General features: G+C 62.3%; 22 protein-coding genes and 1 pseudogene. 12 read left to right on the forward strand and 11 right to left on the reverse strand.

All coding sequences use genetic code 11. The features are described from left to right. Nucleotides 1-34 precede the first annotated feature (34 nt). Both ACNR9O_RS18300 and ACNR9O_RS18305 read left to right on the forward strand, forming a co-directional pair. Nucleotides 35-157: a transposase gene (locus ACNR9O_RS18300; RefSeq protein WP_473686173.1), complete on the forward strand. Its 123-nt coding sequence runs from the start codon at nucleotides 35-37 to the stop codon at nucleotides 155-157. 163 nt (nucleotides 158-320) lie between these two features. After that, nucleotides 321-614 carry an integrase core domain-containing protein gene (locus tag ACNR9O_RS18305; protein ID WP_473686171.1) on the forward strand — a complete coding sequence of 98 codons (294 nt, stop codon included), beginning with the start codon at nucleotides 321-323 and terminating at the stop codon, nucleotides 612-614. Here the strand turns inward: ACNR9O_RS18305 and ACNR9O_RS18310 are convergent. The 5 genes from ACNR9O_RS18310 to ACNR9O_RS18330 form a co-directional block, all read right to left on the reverse strand. Next, the gene (locus ACNR9O_RS18310; protein WP_473686169.1) at nucleotides 579-1655 is read right to left on the reverse strand and encodes a fimbrial protein; all 1077 of its coding nucleotides are present in this window, start codon (nucleotides 1653-1655) and stop codon (nucleotides 579-581) included. The two genes, ACNR9O_RS18305 and ACNR9O_RS18310, sit on opposite strands and share 36 nt — an antisense overlap. A 265-nt stretch (nucleotides 1656-1920) precedes the next feature. Continuing rightward, nucleotides 1921-2706: a fimbrial protein gene (locus tag ACNR9O_RS18315; RefSeq protein ID WP_473686167.1), complete on the reverse strand. Its 786-nt coding sequence runs from the start codon at nucleotides 2704-2706 to the stop codon at nucleotides 1921-1923. A gap of 14 nt (nucleotides 2707-2720) precedes the next feature. Then, nucleotides 2721-5498 carry a fimbria/pilus outer membrane usher protein gene (locus ACNR9O_RS18320; RefSeq protein WP_473686165.1) on the reverse strand — a complete coding sequence of 926 codons (2778 nt, stop codon included), beginning with the start codon at nucleotides 5496-5498 and terminating at the stop codon, nucleotides 2721-2723. A gap of 172 nt (nucleotides 5499-5670) precedes the next feature. After that, entirely contained in the window at nucleotides 5671-6420 is a 750-nt protein-coding gene (locus ACNR9O_RS18325; RefSeq protein WP_473686163.1) for a fimbrial biogenesis chaperone, read from the reverse strand. 79 nt (nucleotides 6421-6499) lie between these two features. Continuing rightward, the gene (locus tag ACNR9O_RS18330; protein WP_473686161.1) at nucleotides 6500-7072 is read right to left on the reverse strand and encodes a fimbrial protein; all 573 of its coding nucleotides are present in this window, start codon (nucleotides 7070-7072) and stop codon (nucleotides 6500-6502) included. Between the two features lie 353 nt (nucleotides 7073-7425). On the opposite strand from ACNR9O_RS18330, the pseudogene ACNR9O_RS18335 reads away from it, so the two are divergent. From ACNR9O_RS18335 to ACNR9O_RS18360, 6 genes and pseudogenes are all read left to right on the forward strand, one after another. Beyond that, nucleotides 7426-7683, forward strand: a pseudogene (locus ACNR9O_RS18335) (transposase); the annotation flags it as partial. Nucleotides 7684-7979: 296 nt separating this feature from the next. Further along, a complete protein-coding gene (locus tag ACNR9O_RS18340; protein ID WP_473686159.1) occupies nucleotides 7980-8312 on the forward strand; it encodes a cysteine peptidase family C39 domain-containing protein in 333 nt (110 codons plus the stop codon). A gap of 28 nt (nucleotides 8313-8340) precedes the next feature. Then, on the forward strand, nucleotides 8341-8799 hold the full coding sequence (locus ACNR9O_RS18345; RefSeq protein ID WP_473686157.1) for an Ig-like domain-containing protein: 459 nt from the start codon (nucleotides 8341-8343) through the stop codon (nucleotides 8797-8799). A gap of 69 nt (nucleotides 8800-8868) precedes the next feature. Then, a complete protein-coding gene (locus ACNR9O_RS18350; RefSeq protein WP_473686155.1) occupies nucleotides 8869-9255 on the forward strand; it encodes a hypothetical protein in 387 nt (128 codons plus the stop codon). An 8-nt stretch (nucleotides 9256-9263) separates the two neighbouring features. Beyond that, nucleotides 9264-10142, forward strand: coding sequence for an Ig-like domain-containing protein (locus ACNR9O_RS18355; protein WP_473686153.1), 879 nt, complete (start codon nucleotides 9264-9266; stop codon nucleotides 10140-10142). After that, the gene (locus ACNR9O_RS18360) at nucleotides 10136-10516 is read left to right on the forward strand and encodes a hypothetical protein (RefSeq protein ID WP_473686151.1); all 381 of its coding nucleotides are present in this window, start codon (nucleotides 10136-10138) and stop codon (nucleotides 10514-10516) included. Before ACNR9O_RS18355 ends, ACNR9O_RS18360 begins: the two co-directional genes overlap by 7 nt. 214 nt (nucleotides 10517-10730) lie before the next feature. On the opposite strand, the gene ACNR9O_RS18365 is transcribed toward ACNR9O_RS18360, so the two are convergent. Continuing rightward, nucleotides 10731-11375 (reverse strand): response regulator, encoded by a 645-nt coding sequence (locus ACNR9O_RS18365; RefSeq protein WP_473686149.1) that lies wholly within the window; start codon nucleotides 11373-11375, stop codon nucleotides 10731-10733. Here ACNR9O_RS18365 and ACNR9O_RS18370 point away from each other — a divergent pair. Then, nucleotides 11374-15042 (forward strand): transporter substrate-binding domain-containing protein, encoded by a 3669-nt coding sequence (locus ACNR9O_RS18370; protein ID WP_473686147.1) that lies wholly within the window; start codon nucleotides 11374-11376, stop codon nucleotides 15040-15042. The two genes, ACNR9O_RS18365 and ACNR9O_RS18370, sit on opposite strands and share 2 nt — an antisense overlap. Here ACNR9O_RS18370 and ung read toward each other — a convergent pair. From ung to ACNR9O_RS18395, 5 genes are all read right to left on the reverse strand, one after another. Then, the gene (ung, locus tag ACNR9O_RS18375) at nucleotides 15039-15755 is read right to left on the reverse strand and encodes a uracil-DNA glycosylase (RefSeq protein ID WP_473686145.1); all 717 of its coding nucleotides are present in this window, start codon (nucleotides 15753-15755) and stop codon (nucleotides 15039-15041) included. The genes ACNR9O_RS18370 and ung overlap by 4 nt on opposite strands. Then, nucleotides 15752-16594, reverse strand: coding sequence for a response regulator (locus ACNR9O_RS18380; RefSeq protein ID WP_473686143.1), 843 nt, complete (start codon nucleotides 16592-16594; stop codon nucleotides 15752-15754). The genes ung and ACNR9O_RS18380 overlap by 4 nt, the downstream gene beginning before the upstream one ends. Nucleotides 16595-16739: 145 nt before the next feature. Then, nucleotides 16740-17729, reverse strand: a complete 990-nt coding sequence (gene ftsX, locus ACNR9O_RS18385; protein ID WP_473686141.1) for a permease-like cell division protein FtsX — start codon at nucleotides 17727-17729, stop codon at nucleotides 16740-16742. Further along, a complete protein-coding gene (ftsE, locus tag ACNR9O_RS18390) occupies nucleotides 17726-18403 on the reverse strand; it encodes a cell division ATP-binding protein FtsE (RefSeq protein ID WP_473686139.1) in 678 nt (225 codons plus the stop codon). The genes ftsX and ftsE overlap by 4 nt, the downstream gene beginning before the upstream one ends. Nucleotides 18404-18518: 115 nt before the next feature. Next, nucleotides 18519-20252 carry a DEAD/DEAH box helicase gene (locus ACNR9O_RS18395; RefSeq protein WP_473686137.1) on the reverse strand — a complete coding sequence of 578 codons (1734 nt, stop codon included), beginning with the start codon at nucleotides 20250-20252 and terminating at the stop codon, nucleotides 18519-18521. Nucleotides 20253-20670: 418 nt separating this feature from the next. Between ACNR9O_RS18395 and trxA the strand changes: the two genes are divergently transcribed. From trxA to ACNR9O_RS18410, 3 genes are all read left to right on the forward strand, one after another. Continuing rightward, nucleotides 20671-20997, forward strand: a complete 327-nt coding sequence (gene trxA, locus ACNR9O_RS18400; RefSeq protein WP_473686135.1) for a thioredoxin TrxA — start codon at nucleotides 20671-20673, stop codon at nucleotides 20995-20997. 150 nt (nucleotides 20998-21147) lie between these two features. Beyond that, a complete protein-coding gene (gene rho / locus ACNR9O_RS18405; protein WP_473700670.1) occupies nucleotides 21148-22905 on the forward strand; it encodes a transcription termination factor Rho in 1758 nt (585 codons plus the stop codon). A gap of 130 nt (nucleotides 22906-23035) precedes the next feature. Next, a complete protein-coding gene (locus ACNR9O_RS18410; RefSeq protein ID WP_473686131.1) occupies nucleotides 23036-23701 on the forward strand; it encodes a response regulator in 666 nt (221 codons plus the stop codon). Nucleotides 23702-23729 lie beyond the last annotated feature (28 nt).

The raw sequence follows: 23729 nt of genomic DNA on the forward strand, positions 1-23729 counted from the left end.
ATAGGAGTAGAGCTTCCCAGCCAAGGGGCTCTACATGAAGAAGTCGAAATTCAGCGAAGAACAGATCGTGCACATCCTCAAAGAGGTCGAGGCGGGTGCGAAGGTGGCCGAACCGTGCCGTAAACACGGCATCGGCGCGCCGGCGTCCTGCGCTTGAAACAACAAGTACGCTGGTATGGAGGTGCCGCAATTGCGGCATCTGAAGGATGTGGAAGCCGAACTGACGCGCCTCAAGCGTATGTACACCGACTTGGCATTGGAGCATCACCCGCTGAAGGGCGTTCTGTCGGGTTCGGCGCGCCACTATTGCCCGCGAGCGCGTGACGATCGTCCGGCCCGCTCTGGCCGAAGTCCGACGCATAACTGAGGACTGGCAACACCGCTACAACCATGACCGACCGCATCGCTCTCTCGGCGGCCTGTCGCCTATCCGTTATGCCATCGCACCATCCAAACCTCTACGTCCGGATGACTCGAAAGTACGAGGGCGTTTCACGTATGCCTTCGCATCGCTGCAATTGCTTAGAAAAGAAGGTGCCATCTTACGAAGGCACCCATCGAACACCGCTTTTTTATTGTTAGTTGTATGTCGCTGTCACGGTCGCTTTGGCTGACACGGTACCGGCACCGACTGCAGCACTCGCCTTGTAGTACTGCGCACCCAGCGACAGCACCGCTCGTCCACCACTGACGTTGACTCTTTGCACGTTGTTTGTGCCATTGGCGCCGATCGTTTGACTGGTATTGCTGGCCGGATAAATACGCACACCTACGCCTGTCGCTGTTCCCGTGTTCTTGAACAGCACAGGATTCGCCGCATCGGATGTTCCAGCGAATGTAAAGGTTGCTGCATTAGCGCTCTGACAATTACCAGCAGTAATCGTAAAAGGCGTATCTCCTGCGCTTTGACTGTTTTGGAAAACCAAGCTATTGACAGTCGGTAGCGTCACTGTCTTGGTGACGTCGCCAGCGATAATTTCGCAAGTGGGATTTTGGGCCACGATAGTGCAGGTGACATTTTGTAACGTATAAACCGGCGTGCCATTAGCAGTTTGCGATGCTACGGGCTGAGCCATTTGACAGGCCCCGGATTGAATCGGGCCTATTTTTATGAGTGCGGCGGTGAATTGGGTCGGGTGCCCATCAACTGCATCACATGTGGACGGCCATGTAATGCTGAAAGGTAGTGTAACAGGCTGATTGTAGTTGCTCGGCAGACAGCTATCAACAACCAACTGGTAAGGTGTTGCTGTAAATAGAATGCCTACGCCGGGTATGTTTGTTTTGTAAACGGTCCCACCAGGGGGAACCGAAGCAACCCCAGATGGGGTGAGGGAGCTCTGTGCACTAACACCGTATCCACTAGGCCAGTAAGTACAGGGCCCACCAGTATGGCCAGGATAGGCCGTTGGTGTGGACACGACACGACTTATAGGGTAACCAATAGCAGTCGACGGTTTAACCTCTATGTATCCGAAATCAATCGATGCCGTTAAACCTATTATGTTATTCGCACTACAAGGAGCGTTGCGCGCCATGCCTCCACCAAACGTGCTCGGGTTCCCTGCACCGATGGCGGGCATGACTGCCAACGAAGCAAGAAGAACAGAAAGCATTAACGCCGAGAAGACGATTTTCGGGAATAGTGATTTCATTTGGAAGCATCCGAATTAGCTTGGCTTGAACCGGCACTAAGGTAAGTATTCACGCGCGAATCCTTGCGCGCATCCGGTTGTTCTTTGATCCGCGGCGCCCACAACACGCCGTCCGCTGATTCCGATTCTGCTGTGACCTCTATCGTCCAGCAGCAGAAGTGGCAAGAGAACTTGCCAAAATCCACGTTTTCTCAATAGGGAAGTCCTATAAGTGGATCCGATGGATTTGTTGATCCATCAAGTGGATTGATGTCGGGGCGTGGCTTTAGTTGTAGGTCGCATTAACTGTTGCAACCGCCGACACTGTTCCTGCCGTGGCGGCCATTCCCGTCAAGTGCCAGAGCGCTGCCTGCAAATTGATAACGGCCTGACTACCCGATATCTGAACGCTGCGCATGTTGTTGGTACCGTTGGCGCCTATGTTCACGCCGTCCGCCGATTCCAGTTCCACGGCCATGCCGGTAGCGGTACCGGTATTCTTGAAGCGCAGGGGATCGGTGCTATCCGACGTGCCGGTGAACGCAAAGTCCACACGGGTCAAACCCGCGTCGCAGTTCTCGACTGTTAGCGTGAACGGCACGAACGTCGCTGCACCGCTGGCCGGCAACGAAGAAACAGGCAGCGTTCCCAAATTGACGACCTTGTTGTCGTCGCCCGCCGCGAATTGACAAGTACCCTGCTGAATGTTGCCTTGTATGGTGACGTTCGACGTATCGGCATGTACAGCACCGCTCAACGCGCAAAACGCCATGCTCAGCGAAAGCACAAGGAGCGCGCGACGCGAGGTTGCTTTGTGCGAAATGATTCGTTGGTTCATGAGCGTATCTGCCTTTCGATCATTGCGCGTTCGATGAATTGGATAACCCGAGGCCAGTAGCGATGACTGCGCTGACGATCTGATTACCGATGCTAGTGCGATCGAGCGCGGCGGCTTCCTGTTGCGGGGCATTGGCGACCGCAGGATCGCGATGTCGTCGCCGATGCATTGCCTTGCGCACACGACAACTCGAACTTTTCCATCGTTGTATGAACGCCCGTGGCTGAGTTTCATGGCGCTTCTCCTGATCAGCGCTGGACGGCGGCTTGGCTCGGATAGCCCAGACCGGCATAGGTGACGGCACTGACGATGTCCCGCCCCTTCTGTTGGAGGCTTGCTGTATCCGTGGACGTGGCGGATGACTTGGCGACTGGCGCGGTCGCTGTCGGGGCCGCACCCAGAGCGCAGGGCAGCTGCATTTTTTCGTAGTCGGTATGCGCACCCTTGACACGCGGCCGCAGGTCGACCTGGATGTGGCAGCTGTCGTCGGCACCATCGCCCCAGCGCACGGTCAAGGGTCCCGACTTTTCGACGCCGCGTACAAAGATGCGGCTCGCCTGGCCGGCGACACCCACGCTGTTGCCGTTTTCGTCGAGCACATCCGCTCCAAACGGCACTGGCGTGCCGTCCGGCAGAGCGGTATCGATCAGCAGGGCGCGGCCGGCCTTGGTCTTGTACTTTAGGCGCACGATCGACGCGGCGCGCGGCGCCACCTTCTGTGAAGTGCCATCCAGCTCCACGTCGGTAGACGTACCCTTGGGATCGAGTTCAACGGTGTTGAGCTGGTACGGCATCATATTGGTGACAACGCCATAACCGTGCGAATCCACCGTGGCGCCTCGCGGGCCATTCACGCCAGCACCCGCGCCATCGGGTGCGTCGATCAAACCCACCGTTTCACCGGTGGGCGGCGACAATGTGACGCCGCCCGAATGCACCACCAGCGCACCGGTTGCGCCGGCGCTGACCTGGTTATAACCGCGACCGTGGCTATAGCCGGCCGATACGTTGCCCTGGCCGCCGGTGTACTGACCGAACAGGCCGGCGTTGGTGCTGCCGCTCGCATGCGAGAGCGAGGCGCTGTAATTGAAGCGGCGGTCTTCGTCCACCGAACCACTGATGCCTAGCTGGCTGTTGCTGCCATTCAAGTCGGAATGGCTGAGCGAGCTGTTAAGCATCGGCGACCTGGGAGCAGCACCCAGCGGCACGCTGAGGGTGAACCACAAAGTTGTATCCCGACGCGTATTGAAGACGGGCCTGTTGGGCAAGTTCAGCGCACCTGGGATGCTGTCCACTGGGCCGATATTGGATACGGGTGCGTAGGCGATGCTGTCGCGCGTACGCTGCGCGGTAAAACTGTAGGACACCGATTTCCACTGGTTGCTGTAACCCGCGGAGAAACTCACCTGGCGCCCGTTCTGGTTCCAATAATTACTGGCCGAGCCCGAAAAGTAGAGCTGACCGTAACGGTTGCCCAAGCTCTGATAGATGCTGGCATCGATACGGCTGCGTGGACGCGCTACCACATTGGCATCGACGCCGTGCGCCACCGCGGTACGCATGCTGACGGCGTCGTTGAGACTGACGAAACCACTGGTGGAGTAGCGATACGCCGCCACCGCAAAGTTGGTGCCGGTCGATTCGATGTTCTTGTTATAGCCGAGACGGAAGCTGAGGCCGGTCGTGCCGGTTTGCCCCGGCACCTTGTTGCGGCCCTGGGTAAGATCTGCCGAGAAGGCACCCAGGTTCGTGTTGAGTGCGGCGCCAGCCAGGATCGCATGATATGCCGTGGCGAACGTCGCACCGCCATAGGCGGTCACCCGGTTGGTCAAGCCACGCCGATAGGTGAGTTGCGCCATATATGGCGTATTGAGTGTGCCGGTCTGCTCGATTTTGCCCGTGGCTGCCTCCCAGCGACTCTGCCCGGGACGCAGCAACTGTGGCACTGAGGCAAAAGGCACCGAGAAGCGCACGATACGGCCGTCGGCCTCCGTTACCTCGACATCGAGATCGCCGCCGTAACCAGTCGGGTACAGGTCATCGATGACAAAGGGACCGGGCGCCACCGAGGTTTCATAGATGATGTAACCACGCTGCTTGACGACGACCTTGGCATTGGTCGCAGCCACGCCGCGCACGATGGGAGCAAAGCCGCGCAGCGAGTTAGGCAGCATGCGTTCGTCGGTGTACAGGCGCACACCACGCAGGCGCACACTGTCGAACATATCGCCGGACGTATAGACGTCGCCCGCCTGGATCTGCGTCTTCCAGGCCGGAATGTCGTGTTGCACGTAGGTAGCGCTGTTCTGGTACCTGACGCCCTGATGCTCGGTCCAGGTGGCCGAACCCATATGCATCAGATGCCAGGAACCCAAGCTCAGGTTGGCATTGATGCCCAGGTAAGCGCTGGTCTGTGCGTTGCCCCGGTTGTCACTGCGATAGGCATTGGCGGTGTAGTTGAGTACGCCGCCATCAATGCCCGCATCCCATTGCGAAGGGTCGACATAGCCCTGCGCGTCGCGCAGGGTGTAGATCTGCGGTACCGAAAGCGTTAGCGACTGTTCGCTACTGTCGAACTCCTCGGTCGCGCCAGGGATGTAATCGCCGATCGGGCCACAGAACTGCCCGGTGGCCGGAATGGGGCGACTGGGCAGCGCGCCGGGATCGGCGTGCGAGGCAACCTTCCGGAGATCCACACCGTATTGCGTGAGCAGGGCCGCGTCGAAACAAGGTTGCGCACTATCTTTGCCGGCGACATTGGCCAGCACAATGTCGGCACGCGCCCGCCATTTCTTGTTGAGGTAGACGTCGCCGCGATAGGTGCCCGGAAGCGCCACATTCCCCTTCTCGAAACGGGACAAGTCCACCTTTGGCGCGTGACCTACCGGGAAAAAGTCCTGATCGAAACTGACCGCGGGCGAAGCGGGATCGGCGGGATCCACGGGGTCGACCGGCGCCGGATCGAGTACCGCCGCATAGGCGGGCTGCATAAGTGCCCCCATGACCAGGGCAGGCAGCAGAACCAAGCGCAACCCATCCCTTGCCTTCAAGGATGCAGCGTCGTTACTGGGGTCCATACGAGACACAGAACTCTCCTGCTTGCCATCCGGCGGCAAGCACCCTTGCCACGGTCACAAAGACCAGTAGCGCGTTGAAAACATTCAATGACTTGATCGGTAAAAGCTGGGTGGCGCGCACTCAGAACGAGAGCGGCGTTCCCTTTTTGTTGACCGCACCGTAATCGGTGATCACCGAGAACTCAGCCTTCGCGTCGGCACCAGGGCGTGCGGTGAGCTGCTTGATCGGGAAAGTGGACGTAGCGCCCGGAGCCACCATGCCGCCTCCTTGCTCGTCGATGCTGCGGTCGCCGACCTTGATACCCACCTGGGCAAAGTTCACGTAATAAGGCGTCGGATTGCTGACCTTCAGCGCATAACCCTTGCCGTCTTCAGTGCTCACCAGTTTCCAGGTGAGCTGATCCGGTGCCTCTTCCACTTTGCCAGGCAGGCCGCTCGGACGGAAAAATACCTTGATGCGAGTACGGAAGGCGAACTGCAATTGGTTGCGCTGTTCGGGGTTATTCGACTTTGGTGGCACTTCGAGCACATTGAGCCAGAACAGGGTTTCCTTGTCCGTCGCCAAAGGCTCCTTCGTGTACACCATGCGCAAAGCCTGACCCTTGCCCGCGTCGAGACGAAAAATCGGCGGCGTCAAGGTGAAGGGTACGCGAGCCGAATCGGGGCTGGCCTTTTCATTGCCATCGTCCATCCAGACCTGGACCAGCGACGGCTTGGTGCCCTGATTGGTGAGCTTGACCGTGACCTCTCGCTCCTGAGACGGATACACCACGCGCGTACCGCCAATAATGACGCCCGCCTCACTCCGCCCGGCATGAAAACCCGTGACGAGCAACAGACACACCATGGCATAACGTAATACGTTAGACATACATAACCTCAAGAGGGATAGGTGGCATTGGCGGCCGTCTGGACGGCCGCCAATGCTTGAAACGGACAGCGGTTGTTGCTTAGTTGTAGGTCACGCCGTAGAGCACGCTGGTGCTGATCAAACCCGGGGTCGCCGTACCCGTGGCCAGGTACTGAGCATTGAAGTTGATCAGGGCAGTGTTGTTCGCGATGGCCGGCGACATCACACCATTGGCCGGATCGCGCAGATCGATCGCAGTGCCCGCTGCGTCGAGGACCTGGATATCAGCCATCGTGGCCTGACCGCTCAGAGCGTTCATCAGCGCGCCGTTGGTGGCATCGATGCGCGGGCTCGAGGTCAGGAACGACAGCGTGGCAACCTTGCCATTCTGGCAGGTGGCGTCGGTCGGACCGCCGATCTGCACCGTGAAGGCCTTCTTGCCCGCCGTTGCGCCTGCGGTGGTCAGCTGCGACTGGTCGACCGGCTGCAGAGCGACCGTGAAGTTGCCTTGGCCACCGTCGGTACCCGGGCCACCCGTGATAGTGCAGGTGGTGTCGTTGATCTGGCCGGTGAAGGTGATGGTGCCGCCACTGGCGGCGGCAGCGCTGGCCGAGCCTGCAACGGCGAGACCCATGGCCAGGGCGATCGCGGAAGCAATCTTGAAATTGTTCATTGGTTGAATCCTTTAAGTGTGTAAACCACGCGAAGGTGGGACATAAATCTCGGGCCAGGGGCGACCCGCTGCCTGCTGCTGGAACATCGACTTGACGGCATGCACGGGTAAGCGCTTTAGGTGTTCCATCCCATGGGTTGCACCTGAAGCGTTTGAGCTACTCCAGCAGCCATCCCGCGCATGTCATCAACTGCCGCACCCGTTCCTTGAGTGCGGCGCCAGTCTATGCAGCGCTCATTCGCGCTCATATAGAAAAACTTTTAAAGTTTGTTAGAGAGCAGTGCTCTCTCCAATTCGAATGACACAACGCGTTACAGTGATCGCTCTTCCACGAACGCTAAAGGAGATCGAACATGAGGAAACGCTTTTCGGAAGAGCAGATTCTGAAATTTTTTCGCGAAGCCGACGCCGGCATGACCGTCAAGGATCTGTGCCGCAAGTACAGCTTCTCGGAGGCCAGCTACTACCTGTGGCGCAATAAATACGGCGGCACACAGGCATCCGAAAGCAAACATTTGCGCGAACTTCAGGCAGAGAACACACGCCTGAAGCGCTTGCTGGCCGAGGCCATGTTGAAGGCCGAAGCGGCGTGCGAATCGCTCAGAAAGAAGCGCTGATTACCTCGACGAATGCATGAAGGCATGGCCTTTTGGCCGCCATCGCCTGCACGGATATCGGAGTGCTTCTAATTCCATTAGGACGACTAGAGTTAGCTGACCCAGCCCTCGCCTGAAGGACGAGCAACAACAGCACATCTCGACCAAACCCCTTAGGGCAGGCGCTGCGCAAATTCGAAAAAAACGAAAGGCACATCGGCTTTCGTATTTTTTTAATGTCCACGGTGCAACGCCGTACTCAAGCTCCATAACCACTGTCGATGCATCCCGCATATGGCGGGACCGCGTATTTGAGCGTCGATGCATTCCATATAGAGAATCTAAGAGTGAACTCAAATATTTCCGGTGAGGTGGCGGCGCAGCGCGTCGACGTGCAAGCACGTGCAGCCGTAATGGATACGTTAATGAATAGCCTTACACGGCTATGCAAGCACCATGGCATCAGCAAGTGCGCTCAGGCACTGAAGGCTAGCTTGCCGACTGGCGGCGTGATGGATCCTTCAATCGCGGTGGCAACGCTGCAACAGGCCGGCATGTCTGCCGCGGTGGTGGAGCGCAAGGCTGCGCAGATTTCCGAACACCTGTGGCCGGTCGTGCTACTGCGGAAGGATTACGGCGGCTGAGTGTTGCTGAGCCATCACAAGACCGACGATGGCATGCGCTCATCCGACCTTGCGCGGCACCGCCTCGCCGTACGGCGCGATTTCGGTGTACGTGGACGGCCACGCCGTGGGCACTGCCTATGCCGATCGCTCCGGCAACTGGTCCTATCGCGTGGAAGGCAACCTGGGTACGGGCGAGCATTCGATCCAGGCTCAGGCCCAGGGCGGTAACAGTGCGATGACGGAACCCATCGTCATCCATGTCGATACGCACGTGCCCACGCCCACCGTGCCGGTGATCGGCTATTTCAGCGACGATGTCGGCACGTCGCAGGGCAACTTCCAGAACGGCGCCACCACGGACGACCGGCTCCCCACAATTCACGGCGCGGCCGATCCCAATACCTGGGTCACGATTTCTATCGACGGCGTGGCAAAGAGCGTGGTCTACGCGGGTGCCAACGGCCAGTGGACCTATACGCCGTGGAGCGCGCTCAGCGATGGCTAGCACGCGTTTACCGCGACCGGTTCGGGCACCTTCGATGGTTCAGGCGCCAGCAGCCCCAGCCCCTCGCTTGTGGTCGACGTCGCCGCGCCTCCGTCGCAGACGCCTAGCTACAGCATCACCTACCCCTCGTCGGAGCACGGCAACGTGGGTGATGACGGCCATACCGACAGCACGACTCACCTCGTGTTGCATGGCACGACGCCGCGGCCTGGCATGCTGGTGTACTTCTACGACAATGGCCAGATCATCGGTGCAGGCAAATCCGATGAGCAGGGCAACCTGACGTTTAACGTGCCTTCCAACTATTCGGCCGATGGCGAGCATCACTACTCCGTGGGTCCGCGCAGCCAGGCCAGCGTCGGCGAGTCGTTCGATCTCACGATCGGCCATGCGGCGGCAACGCGGAACGAGGCGGAGCGCCTGTTGTCGAACCCGCCGGCAGCGAACTGTCCGTAGCCGGTCACGTGCTGCATACGGCTTCGCCGGTCGCAGCCACCGATGGATCCAATGCACCGCATGCGGCGGGCGAAGCACTTGGCACGCAACCGCGCGGCAACGATCTCGGCCCGAGTTATATCGCCGATGGCGGCACCACGGACAACGGCTTCCCGCGCCTGGTAGGTGCCGTCGACATCCGCGCCCCCGGCTTCGAGGGCGGAGAGCGCTGGATCACCATCATGGATAACGGCGTCGAGATCGGCCGTGTGCAAGCGGATTACTTCGGCGACTGGAGCTATCAGCCCGAGGTTGCGCTGAGCCAGGGCGAGCATCACTTCACCGCGAAGCTCACCGACTACCCGACGGGTCTGGGCGAGAGTCCGACGAGCCAGCCGTATGACATGAATGTGCAGCCGGCCCCTGCGGCAGCCAGCGCGGCCGGGGCGAGCGAGCAGCACGTCAGTGCTCCGGAAGCGTTCACGTTCTATGTCACGGGCGAGAACGGCATTCTGTTCGGCGGCGAAATGATCGGCTCACTCCATCCGGTGCTACGCGGCGTTGACGAACCCGGCAGCTGGGTGACGCTGATGGACAGCGGCCACGAAGTGGGCAAGGTACAGATGCGTGCCGATGGCAACTGGGGCATTTCCCTGCCGCTGGGCGAGGGTCAGCATCACCTGTCGGCGGTGAGATACCGGCTAGACCAGTGCCACGGCGGGCTTCAACACCAACGTTGCGCTGAAGGTTCTCGGCGTGGGCGACGATTTCGGCGGCTCGCACGCTCAGGGTTACATGATCGCGGACGGCTCGCACGACACCCATCATGCACTACTCGCATCAGGCATTGTCCGGTCAGTCGTACCCCCGCAGCACGGTCGAGATCAAGGATGGCGACCGCGTGCTAAGCACAGTGCAGGCCGATGGCGAAGGAAACTGGACGCTCGCGTACGACATGAATTCGGTCGCCGGCGTGCATCACCTGAATGTGCAGGTGGTGGGTAGCGAGGAAAGCTTCGGCGTCGATATCAATTACCGCCCGGCGTCCGGCACGCACAACGGCGCGTCTTCGCTCTCGTTGAACGACGTACTCAGCGGTGGCCAAAGCGAACTGTTCGCGACGGACCATGCGCTCGAGAACGCCACGCTGAACCTGCAGGACGTGCATGCGGCAGTAGCGGACAACGCCACCACCCATGGCATGAGTGTCGCCACGCCCGATGTCGCCTCCGTCAACACGCGTCTGGTGCTGCCGCAGGAGCAGGTGCACGCGGTGATGTAAGGCAAGTAGCGATAACCCGCACGCACTGGCTGTCGGCCGCCGCCGCGCCGTCTCTTTTGGCCACGGATGCTGATTGTCTGGGGCTTTTTTACGTTATGCCTGACGACCATTTCGATGGTCTCAGGCACTCCGCTTCATTCCGGCAAAGGACCGAATGGCGAGTGAATTTTCGGATTATCCCTACGCGACTCATGCCTCACTCGGCGAATCGCCGTCAATTGGTAAAACCGGCGCCTCGCAGATAGTCGAACAGCTCAGCGTCGGTGCGAACACCCAGCTTGCGCATCGCATCGCTCTTTTGCTTGCTGATGGTGGTGACGCCGCGACTCAGGTGGTCGGCGATCTGCTTCACTTTCAGACCAGAGGCTATAAGCCGCAGCACTTCCATCTCGCGTGGCGACAGCGACCTATTGCCGCCGCCCGACATGCCAGGCGAGCTCATGTCGGAAATGAGCCTTTTCAGCGTCGCACTGATATAGGAGCCACCCTTATGCACCGCCTGAATCGCAAACGGCAATTCGTTCAGCGATGAACCTTTGTCGATCAGACCCAATACGCCGAGGGACGACACCATCCGAAGAATGCCCACGTTACTCGAGGTACTGAGCATCAAAATAGGAAGATTGGGATGGCTCCTTCGGATTCGTTCCATCATCGTATAGCCATCGGAATGCTTGCTGCCTGGCATCGAAAGGTCCGTCACTAGGACATCGCAAGAGCACCTCTTCAGCAGATCGAGCAGCTCGTCCACATTGCTGGCCTCGGCCACGATGTCCCCAACGCCACTGGATTCAATGACCACTCGGGTGCCAATGCGCACTACGGGATGATCGTCGGCAAGAATGATGCGAATAGACATGAGATACGACTCGGAACGTAATGGGATTGCGCTCAAAACATCGAGCGCGTCGGCACATCTGTACAACCTGCCGCGCATACGCTGCCGACCGGTCATGCACCTCCTGTGGATCGTCCTGGCGTTGCTCGCCGTCTCGCGCGGCGTGGATGCTTCGGACGTAGCGCTCACTCCCCAGCAAGCGCAGTGGGTGAAGAATCACCCCGTGATGAAGGTCGGATTGTATAGCACCGATTCACCGCCTTTTGAAATATTTCGTGAAGGACGCGCTGAAGGTTTCAGCTACGACTACCTGTCGGCCATCGCCGCAAGCCTCGGCATGCGTATCGAAGTGCACAAGTACGGCAATCTGGCCGAAGAACTGGATGCGGCATGCCGTGGCGAGGTCGATGTGATCATGAATCTGATGATCACGGCGCAGCGAACGAAGTGCATGGCCTTCACGCAGTCCTATTTTCAGTCACCCGTGGCATTAGTGGCGCGCCTCGACGATGAGCGCCCCACCGCGAACCCCAATCTCGCCGGTCTGCGCGTGGCGTTGGAGAGCGGCTTCTACACTGGCGAGGGCGTGCGGGATCGTTATCCGCACGCCATCCCGCTCGAGGCCGACAACACCGTTGCCGCGCTTGAGATGGTGGCGAATGGACGTGCAGACGTCTATATCGGCACACCCTACCTGATCATCGCCTTGCTTCAGGAGCATGCCATCAAGGGCCTTGGCCTGATCCAGCAGAACGAAATCCCTCTGATAAAGATGCATTTCGGCGTGCCGCACGCGCGAGAGAACCTTGTCGGCGCAATCGACGCGGCCATGAATGCCATGCCGCATGCGCAATCGCAGGCAATCAATGCGCGCTGGCTTCCGGTGCTGGCGTGGACAGCTGGAGGGCAACCTTCACTGACGCCATCCGAAGTAGCGACCCTTGCAAAGCCGTTGCGCATCGGTTTTCTCGGCAACTTTCCGCCGCTGTCGTTCCTGGACTCCAAGGGCGAACCCACGGGAATTGCCGCGGAATACCTGCGCCGCTTCCGCGATGCCGGAGCAAAGTTCGACGTGGTGATAGGGAAGGACCTTGCCGACATGAAGAGCAAGATCCGCCAGGGCGAGGTCGACGCCGTCATGGGCATGCCCGTGGGTACGCCAACACCCGGCAACGCGTGGGTATTCAGCAAGCCATTCCTGACCGTGGCCGATGTCATCGTGACTCGCCATGGCAGCCAGTCGATACGCGATATCCACGACCTTAGCCGTGGCCGCATTGTTTTATCCGACCCCGATCGCATGGCCGCGTCGGTACTGGCCCAGGCGCCGAGCGCAAGGATCGTTGCCACACGCAGCGTCTATGAGGCTCTGGCCATGCTTAACAGCGGAGACGTGGATGCCTATATCGGCAATCTCGCGGTGGTCGATCGGCTGGTACAGGAGCACTACAGCGGCAGCTTGCGCGTAGCGGCGCCGGCGAGCATCAACGATGAACTCGCGTTCGCGACACGTCCCGAATTCGCATCGACCACCGCAGTGTTCGACCGCATGCAGAGCATGATGTCCCAGCGCGAGCGCGCGGCGCTGCGCGGCGCATGGATGGGGGTCGAGTACCGGAGCGGCATCGATTGGCGCATCACGCTGCGTTGGCTCCTGCCCGTACTGCTGGCACTGCTGGCTGCGGCCCTGATCGCCGCAATCGGCTATGGCCGCTTGCGGCGCGAAGTGGCGGAGCGCCGCCGTGTCGAAAAGCGACTGGCTAAAGTGACGGACAACTTGCCTGCCGTGGTGTACCAGCTGCGGCGGACTCCGGATGGCACCTTCTCGTTTCCCTTCATCGCTGGCGACATGCCATCCATGTTTGGCGCTACCGCCGATGAAGCCATGCGCGATGAGCGCTACCTGTTCTCGCTGATCCATCCCGACGACCAACCCGCCCTGCAACATGCGCTGGAGAAGGCCTCAATCCAGCAGAACGATCTCTCTGTCGAGTTTCGTGCCAAGTCGGCCCACGGCTGGCGCTGGATTCGCTCGCGCGGGCGACTGCACGAAACGGATCACAACATGCTGCTATGGAGCGGCTTCTGGATCGACATGACCGAGGCGCGCGCTCAATCCGAGGCACTGGTGGCCGCCAAGGCCGAGGCCGAGCGCGCCGCGGCGGCCAAGGCCGAGTTCCTGGCCACCATGAGCCATGAAATCCGCACACCCATGAGCGGCGTGCTCGGCATGCTCGAAGTGCTCGCACATACAGGGCTCGACGGCGAGCAGCAGCGCGTCCTGGAAACCATCGAGGACTCCGCCCAGATGCTGCGCCAGATCATCGACGACATCCTGGATTTCTCCAAGATCGAGGCGGGTGCATTGACGCTCGATGCCACCCCGGTGCACCTGCGCAATGTCATCGACAATGTGCAGCAGATGTTGTCCGCGCAAGCCGCGAGCAAACAACTGCGGATCATCAACAACATCGATCCCCGGATTGCGCCAATGCACTTGGCGGATGGCATTCGCCTGCGTCAGATCTTGTTCAATCTCCTCAGCAATGCGATTAAGTTCACTCAGCAGGGCGGTGTGACCATCATGCTGACCCTCTTGCACGATCACACGCACGCTCAACAGCTTCGCCTGTCGGTGATCGACACAGGCATCGGCATTTCGGACGAACAGAAGGAGCGCCTATTCCGTCCCTTTACTCAAGCCGAAATATCTACGCAACGGCATTACGGTGGCACAGGGCTGGGTTTGAGCATCTGTCAGCGGCTGGTGCAGCTGATGGATGGCGAGATCATCCTGCATAGCGCCCCCTATCAAGGCACGCGCGTCGATGTCACGTTCACGCTTCCTGTCCATGTAGCGGATGGCCAGTCCGCGCAGAATGATGTTCCATCCGCGCACCGGCCCGAGCAGAGCCCACGACAAATCGATTGGTCCGGCAAGCAGATATTGGTGGCTGAAGATCACCCGACCAACCAGACATTGATGAAGTGGCGCATGGGGCAGCTGGGCGTCGCCTGCGACGTGGTCGCCGATGGCGAAGCTGCGCTGGCCGCTCTCCGCGCCAAACACTACGACCTGGTGATTACCGATTGCCACATGCCAGTGATGGACGGCTATGCCTTTGCCCTCGAGCGTCGGCGCGAGGAAGCCGCGACGGCGACAGCGCGCCTGCCGATCATTGCACTGACCGCCAGTGCGGTCAGCGGCGAAGCCGAACTGTGCAAGCAGGCCGACATGGACGACTTCCTGGTCAAGCCGGTCAGCTTGGTGGAGCTGCGAGAAGCCATGGGGCGCTGGTTATCTTCGCTCAAGGCGAAGCGCCTCGAGCAGATCGAGCCATCGGACAACACGGCCTTGCCTGCCGCTGACTTGCCCATGCGGCAGGTGTTGCTCCAGCGGTTCGGCTCCAGCGACCTGGTCGACCAGATTGTGGAAAGCCTCGCCCCAGCCATGCACGAAGACCTGATCGCCCTGCGCCACGCCAACGAAAGCGGTGATACGAGGACGATATGCGAGAGGCTTCATCGCATTGCCGGCGCGGTCGATACGATCGGTGAGGCGGACCTTGCCGAACACGCTAAAGACCTGATGCAAGCGATCGAAACGAAGGGGCTCGAACCGCACGGCGAAGCTTTGGCGACATTCATGCGTATTTCGGATTCGTATGCGCGCCAGCTGGAAGCCTAGGAACCCTCAGATCCGACAAGCTGCCGGCGCGGCGGCAGGGACCAATCGACCGCCGCCTGGCCATGTTGTTCCAGATACCGGTTGGCCGACGAGAAGTGGCCGCACCCCAGGAAGCCCCGGTGTGCGGACAACGGTGACGGATGCACCGATTTGAGAATGCAATGCCGGTTCCTGTCGATAAGCTGGCCTTTGCGCTGGGCATAGGATCCCCACAACAGGAAGACCAGCCCCTTCCGCTCGCGATTCAACGCGTCGATGGCGGCATCGGTGAAACCTTCCCATCCCTTGCCTTGATGCGATGCCGCCAGCCCACGTTCCACGGTCAGCACGCTGTTGAGCAACAGCACGCCGCGATCGGCCCAGGGCGTGAGACAGCCATGGTCCGGCGGAGCGATGCCCAGGTCGCGCTGGATTTCCTTGAAGATGTTCTGCAGCGAGGGCGGCGGCGGCACGCCCGGACGCACCGAGAAACACAGCCCGTGCGCCTGGCCCGGGCCGTGATACGGATCCTGTCCCAGGATGACCACGCGCACCGCATTGAACGGCGTGTGATCGAACGCCGCAAAGATTTCCGGGCCCGGCGGGTAGATCACCTTGCCGGCGTGTTTCTCCGCGCGAAGAAACTGCGACAGCACCTGCATCTCGGGCCGCTCGAGATAACCGCCGATGCGTTCCTTCCACGAAGGTTCGAGCTTGACGCGCCCCCCGGTCATACCGCTTGGTCGCGCTGGCGCAGGTGCCGGGCGACCCGCAGCTGGAACAGGAGTTTGGTGATCAACAGCTTTTCCTCGATGGGCTTCTCGACCAGGTCGTTGGCGCCCGCCCGGAGCAACGCGGCCTGATTGGCCGGATTCTCGTCGCCTGTCATCACCAGCACGGGGAGGCGCCCCTTGCCGTAACCGTAGTCGTGACGAATGCGTTCGAGCAAGTCGCCGCCAGTGAGTTCGCCTTTGAGGCTGACATCGGTGAGCACGATGTCGGCGCCCACCCGTCCTTGCGAACGCGCCGTATCGAGCCAGGCCAGTGCGTCCTCGGCGCTGATCACATGACGCACCGTGAGCCCGTATTTTTCCAGCATGCGGCGCGTCGCTAGCGCCACTACGCGGCTGTCCTCGACGTACAGCACTTCGCCTTCGGCCGAACTTTCCGGCTTTACATACCCACGGATAAATTCCGCCAGCGCCTGGAAGCCGAGCGACTTATCGAAATAGTCGGTGACATGCTCGCCCAGCGTGCGTCTATGCAGACGATCGTCGACATCGCCCGACACCACCACGATGGGCACATAGATCTGCGGTGCCGATTCGCGCACGTAGCGCGCCAGCTCCAGGCCGTCCATGTCCGGCAGCCGCAGGGCGATGGTGATGAAGTCGAACACGCCGCCCTCGAGCAGCTGGTGCGCTTCCGTCCCGGTAGCGCAGCCCACCACCTCGGCATCCGGCAGTTCCGCCTGCAAGACACGGGTGATCAGCTGCCGGACCACTTTCGAACCATCCACCACCAGCACGCGCGGCGCGGCGCTGACGATGCGGTTGCTGAAACCTTCATTCATTGACCGATCCATCCACGCTCAACAGGGCACTCCATGCCGAATCATCGATGGACGCCCCCTGCGCCCCATGCGTCCGGGCATCTTGCCCTGCCGCAATGACAGTTGCCTGCGACTGGCGTCACTTCGCCGCAGCCGGACCGGCGCTTCAGGCCGCCTTGCGCAACTGCCAGGCGCTGACCAGGCGCGCGCCCAGCCAGCCGAGCACCGCCGCCGAGACCGGCACCGCGCCCAGTAGCCATAGCGGCAGCGTGCCGACCTGCAGCTTGCCGTCGTACACGTGGCTGAGTCGTGTCACCGGCTCGGCCAGCGCCATCTCGACCAGCACCGAGATGCCAACCGCCAGGGCGCCACTGAACAGCCCGTACCAGATGCCGGCATAGAGATAAGGCCGGCGCACGAACGCACGACTCGCGCCGACCAGCATGAGCACGCCGATCTCCTCGCTGCGGCTGGCGATGTCCACGCGCACCGTATTGCCCACGACCAGCAGCACGGCCAGCGCCAGCAGCGCGGCCAGAATCAGCACCACGCGATTGCCCACGCCAAGCAACGCATCCAGGCGCTGGCGCCAGGTGCCACTGTCCTGCACCAGGTCCACGCCCTGCAGGCCCCGCAGCTCAGTGACCAGCCGGTTGACGGCATCGGCATCGAGGCCGGGCGTCGGCAGCACTTCCAGCGCGTAAGGCAGCGGATTGCTGTCCAGCGTGTTCAGTGCGCCGGAGAAACCCTGCATCTTGGCGAGTTCGTCCATGCCTTGCTGCGGCGTCTTCACCACCACCGAGGCCACATCCGCGCGCTCGCGCAACTTGGTGGCGACCAGGTCGACCGCCGGCCCGGTCTGTCCCGGCTGCATGAACACCGAGACGGTCTGGTTCTGGCCCAGCACGTCGCCGAGCTTCTGCACGTTGCCCAGCAATAGATAGAACGTCAGCGGCAGCGCCAGCGCCAGCGCCATCACCGCCACCGTGAGCAAGGTGCCCACCGGGCGCGACATCAGGCGGCGCAGACTGGCGGCCGCGCTCCAGCCGTGATGCTCGCGCCAGCTGGCGACCGGGCGCGGCCGGCTGCGCTCCACGCGCTGCGGCGGCTCGGCCACGATGGGCGCGTCGTTGGGAAATTCCGGCTGCGCGCTCACAGCACTTCCTCCGCTGGGATGTCGGCCACCAGGCGGCCATGGTCCAGCACCACCACGCGCTTTTTCATGCGCTTGATCAGCGGCAGGTCGTGGCTGGCGACCAGCACCGTGGTACCCACCTGCTGGAACTCCGCGAACAACCCCATGATCTCGACCGCGAGCTGCGGGTCGAGATTGCCGGTGGGTTCATCGGCGATGAGCAGGGTCGGCTTGGCCACGATTGCGCGGGCGATGCCCACGCGCTGTTGCTCGCCGGTCGACAACGTGGCCGGCAGTTGCCTTTCGTACGCCAGCAGGCCGACCTTCTCCAGCGCAGCGCGTACGCGCCGGCCGCGCTCGACCGGGGCGATGCCGCCGATCACCAGCGGCAACTCCACGTTGGCGAACACGGTGCGGTCCATCAGCAGACGATGGTCCTGAAACACCATGCCGATCCGCCGCCGCAGCTTGGGAATCCCGCTGCGACCGATCTTGGCCAGGCTTTGCCCGTCCAGGGTGATGCTGCCGTGCGAGGGGCGCTCGATCAGGCCGAGCAGTTTCAGCAGCGTGCTCTTGCCCGCGCCGGAATGACCGGTGACAAAGGCCATCTCGCCCGCCGCCACCTGGAAGGAAAGTTGCGAAAGCGCCTCATGGCCGCCTTCATAGCGTTTGCTGACTTGGTCGAAGCGGATCACCGCGTATCCTCGATCCCTGATCCCGCACTGGCGGCAAGGATAAGGGATGCGCGCGCCAATGCGATCCCCGCCGAAGCCGCCACGGCGCGATCGGCGCGCCGCGGCGGAAACGAGTTCAGCGTCCGGTGAACAAACGCGCGAGGCGGCGGAAGAAGCCAGGCTTCTTCGGCTCGCTCTCCGCCGCGCGGACGGCGGTGGCGGCTACCTGGCGCGACGGGCGCGCACCGGCGGAGTCCATGCCGCCGCGCTCGCGCGACGGACGATGGTTTTCTCGAGTACCGCGATTCCCTTCGGAAGCCACGGCAGTCGCGGCGGCGGCGCCCTCGGCCGGCACGCCTTCACGGCGCCGCCCACGTCCGCCGCGGCGGCGCCGACGCTTGCGCGAACCTTCCTCGCCGGCGGCGTGCTCGCCCGGCGTGGGCTGTTCGCGCACCACTTCTTGCGCGACGTCCTGCTCGACGACCGCTTCCGGACGGGATTCGGTCCGCGCCGGCTTGCGCGAGCGGCCTTCGCCGGCCGGGCGCTCGCTCTTGCCGCTGCCGTCGCGGCGCGGGCGGCCGCGCGAGCCGCCTTCCTTCTTCTCCCGGCTCTCCCGGTTCTCGACCTTGTCGCCGAAGGCGGCGCTGTCAGCCGCCGCATCCGCCACGTACTGGGCGTCGATCTCGCGCGGCTTGGGCATCACCAGCATGTCCGGCTCGATGCTCGCCACCGGGATGCGCTGGCCGATGTAGGTCTCGATGTCCGGCAGCGACATCGCGTAGAGATCGCAGGCGAAGCTGATCGCGTCGCCCTCGGCGCCGAGACGCGCGGTGCGGCCGATGCGGTGCACGTAGTCCTCGGCGTCCTGCGGCAGGTCGTAGTTGAAAACGTGGCTCACCGCCGGGATATGCAGGCCTCGCGCGGCTACGTCGGTGCACACCAGGATGTCCAGCTGGCCATCCTGGAAGCGCTGCAGCAGTTTCTGGCGCTTGAGCTGCGGCACGTCGCCGGACAGTGCGCCGACGCGATAACCCTGGCGCTTCACCCGGTCGGTGACGCGCTCGGCGGCCATCTTGGTGTTGACGAAGATGATGCTGCGGCTCGGATTGGTGCGCTCGAGCAGGTTCAGCAGCAGCGGCATCTTCTCCTCCTTGGAGGGGAAGAAGACCTGCTGGCGGACTCGGTCGGCGGTGACGTTCTCGGTCTCCACCACCAGCTTCTCGGCATCGTGCATATGCTCGTAGGCCAGCTCCAGCACGCGATGGCTGAGCGTGGCAGAGAACAGCAACACCTGGCGCTGCTCACGTGCCGGCAGGCGGCGGAAGATGAAGCGCACGTCCTTGATGAAGCCGAGGTCGAACATGCGGTCCGCCTCGTCGATCACCATCGTTTCGACGCCGTTGAAGCCGAATACGTGCTGTTTGTAGTAGTCGAGCAGGCGGCCTGGCGTGGCGATGATGATGTCGCAGCCGTCCTGCAACTGCTGGCGCTGCTTGTCGTAGTCGACGCCGCCGTAGATCAGCGCGGTCTTCAGGCCGGTATAACGGCCGATGTTGCGCGCATCCTTGTCGATCTGGATGGCCAGCTCGCGGGTCGGCGCGATCACCAGGGCGCGCGGATCGCTGTCCTTGCGCTCGGCCACGGCCGGGCGGGTCAGCAGGCGATTCATCATCGCGACCAGGAAGGCACAGGTCTTGCCCGTGCCGGTCTGGGCCTGCCCGGCGACGTCGCGACCGGTGAGGGCCACCGGAAGCGTCAGCGCCTGGATCGGCGTGCAGCGCGTGAAGCCGGCCTCGTCGAGGCCCTTCTGCAGCAGCGGGTGAAGTTCAAAATTGGTGAAAAAAGTATCGGTAAGAACAGTTTGGGACATTGATGTCAGGTCAGCGGTGGGCGCGGGAGCGCGCCGTGTCCCGCGGCGGTCGGAAGCCTTGGGACGGGTTGAGGTGCGGCGCTGGCCAGGCGATGGATTGGCCGGTCAGCGGCGAAGGCGCGCGGAATACCGCGGTGCGCTTCGCGACTGGCGCCGAGGTGGCGGGCTCGCAGCCGGCAGTCCCGCTGACATAGGGAAAAAGGCGTACACGAACCCCTTTGCCTATATCAACGGAACTGCCGCGATGGCGGCCCTTGAATCGCTTGAATCGTGCCCTGAGTTACGCTGGAATGGAGGCCTGCCGCAACGGCATCACTTCCTTTTTCCGGTCCGACCCGCGCTTCATGGGCGCCCCAGTGTAGCCGATGCTGGCCGCGCGGTCGTCAAACCATCCCCCGCCTGTCAATCGGAGACCCCGGTGAGCGACCTGATTACCCATGTGAACGACGACGACTTCCAGAAGGAAGTCCTGGACTCGGAGACCCCCGTCCTGCTGGACTTCTGGGCAGAGTGGTGCGGCCCCTGCAAGGCGATCGCCCCCATCCTGGACGAGCTGTCCAAGCAATACGAAGGCAAGCTGCGCATCGCCAAGATCAATATCGACCATAACCAGAAGACCCCCCGGGACTACGGCGTGCGCGGCATTCCGACCCTGATGGTGTTCAAGAATGGCAAGGTCGAAGCCACCCAGATCGGCGCCGTCAGCAAGGGCGCGCTGACCCAGCTGATCGACAAGACGATCTGAAGCCCCTCCTCGCACCCGCCGCCCCGCTTTACGACGTTGCGCGGCGGGTGTTAGATTCCTCTGGCCTGTCGGGACTCTCGTCCCCCGCGCCCTCCGCGCCCTGCGCGCACCCTCCCTCCTGTGATCAACGGCGCCCCGTGAGGTTTGCCCGTGTCTGATATCGAAAGCCAAGACCAGAACGACGCCAAGAGCGCCGAACCCAAGACTGCGTCCGAAACGCCCCGCACTCGCGCGCCGCGCAAGTCCGCCGCAGCTGCTGCGACAGCGGCCGAGAGCGCGCCCCGTACGGAGAAGCCCGTGAGCGAAGCGCCTGCGCGCCCGCCACTGCCACCGCTGGATACGCCGGTACAGGCCAGCCTGCCGGTCGAGCCGCCAGCCGCACACCACGATGCCGCGCCGCGCGATAACGCGCCGCAGCAGGCGCGCGAAGGCGGTCAGCCTCAGCAGGGTGGCAACCCGAACGGGCAGAACCAGAACAACAACGACCGCCGCAATGACCGCGACGGCCGCGGCCGTCGCCGACGCCACGAGCGCAACCAGCAGCGCGGTCAGGGCGGTGGCGGCCAGGGTCCCCAGCAGCATCCGCGCAACAACAATGGCCTGCCGGTGGACGACGAGTACGCCGATGCCGGCAGCAACGATCGGCTGATCAATCTCACCGAGCTCAAGCGCAAGAACGCGATCCAGCTGCTGGAATTCGCCGAATCGCTGGGCATCCAGGAAGGCGTCGCCCGCGCGCGCAAGCAGGACGTCATCTTCAACATCCTCAAGGCCCACGCCCGCTCCGGCGGCGGCATCTGGGCCGAGGGTGTGCTGGAGATCCTGCAGGACGGCTTCGGCTTCCTGCGCTCCGCCGACGAGTCGTACCTGGCCGGCCCCGACGATATCTATGTCTCGCCCAGTCAGATCCGCCGATTCAACCTGCGCACCGGCGACTACATCACCGGGCGCGTACGCCATCCGAAAGAAGGCGAGCGCTACTTCGCGCTGCTGAAGGTCGACGACATCAACGGCGATCCGCCGGAAGCATCGAAGAACAAGATGCTGTTCGAGAACCTGACGCCGCTATTCCCGCGCAAGGCGTTCCATCTCGAGCGCGGCAACGGTTCGACCGAAGACATCACCGGCCGCATCCTGGACCTGGTCGCCCCGATCGGCCGCGGCCAGCGCGGGCTGATCGTCTCCCAGCCGAAGGCCGGCAAGACGATGATGTTGCAGAACGTCGCGCAGGCGATCCAGTACAACCATCCGGACGTGCACCTGATCATGCTGATGATCGACGAGCGTCCGGAAGAAGTGACCGAAATCGCGCGCACCGTGCGTGCCGAAGTGATCAGCTCCACCTTCGACGAGCCGGCCGCGCGTCATGTGCAGGTCGCCGAAATGGTGATCGAGCGCGCCAAGCGCCTGGTCGAGCACAAGAAGGACGTGGTGATCCTGCTCGACTCCATCACCCGCCTGGCCCGCGCCTACAACACCGTGGTGCCCAGCTCCGGCAAGGTGCTCACCGGCGGCGTGGACGCGAACGCGCTGCAGCGCCCGAAGCGTTTCTTCGGCGCCGCGCGCAACGTGGAGGAAGGCGGCTCGCTGACCATCATCGCCACCGCGCTGATCGATACCGGCAGCAAGATGGACGAGGTGATCTACGAGGAATTCAAGGGCACCGGCAACATGGAAGTGCACTTGAACCGGCGCATCTCCGAGAAGCGCGTGTATCCGTCGATCGACATCAACCGTTCCGGCACCCGCCGCGAGGATCTGCTGATCGACCCGGACATGCTTTCCAAGATCTGGATCCTGCGCAAGCTGCTGCATCCGATGGACGAGCTGGCGGCAATGGAGTTCATGCTCGACAAGATGAAGAACACCAAGACCAACGACGAGTTCTTCAATTCCATGAAGCGCTGAGCGCTTGCGCACTGCACCATCCACAAAGGCCGGCACCATGCCGGCCTTTGTTTTTGCTTAGCTTGCGGCCGACTGTTTCACCCGGGCATGCGCCTGCTAGCATGCGTGCAAACCGTTCACTGTGTCCCGTATGCGCATACTGCTTGTCGAAGACGATCCGCTCGTAGCGGATGGCATCGTCCGTGGCCTCACCGGCGAAGGCTATGTGGTCGACCACGTGGGCACCGCCGAGCCGGTCTCCGGAATGATGGAGAGCGCCCACTACGACCTGGCCATCATCGACCTGGGCTTGCCCGGCGAGGATGGACTCAGCCTGGTGCGCCGGCTGCGCCGCTCCGGGCAGGGCCTGCCCCTGCTCATCGTCACCGCCCGCGACGGGCTGGACGACCGCGTCAGCACGCTGGACCTCGGCGCCGACGACTACCTGGTCAAGCCCTTCGCCCTGCCGGAACTCGCCGCCCGCTGCCGCGCGCTGATCCGCCGCGCCAGCGCCGCCAGCGCCAACGAACTCACCGTGGGCCGCCTGCGCATCGACCTGGCCGGCCGCCGCGCGATCAACGCCGCCGGTGAAGCGCTGGAACTGACCCGGCGCGAATGGTCCATCCTCGAATGCCTGGCGCATCACAGCGGCAAGGTGGTGAGCAAGGAACGCCTGACCCAGGCCATCGCCGGCTGGAGCGAGGACATTTCCGGCAACGCGATTGAAGTGCACGTTTCGCGCCTGCGCAGCAAGCTGGGCGAATCCGCTTCGATCCGCGGCATCCGCGGCCTGGGCTACCGGCTCGAGGACGGCTGATATCAAGCGGCCGCGCCCCAGCGTCCGC

It is taken from the genome of Dyella sp. CR10, from assembly GCF_055814425.1.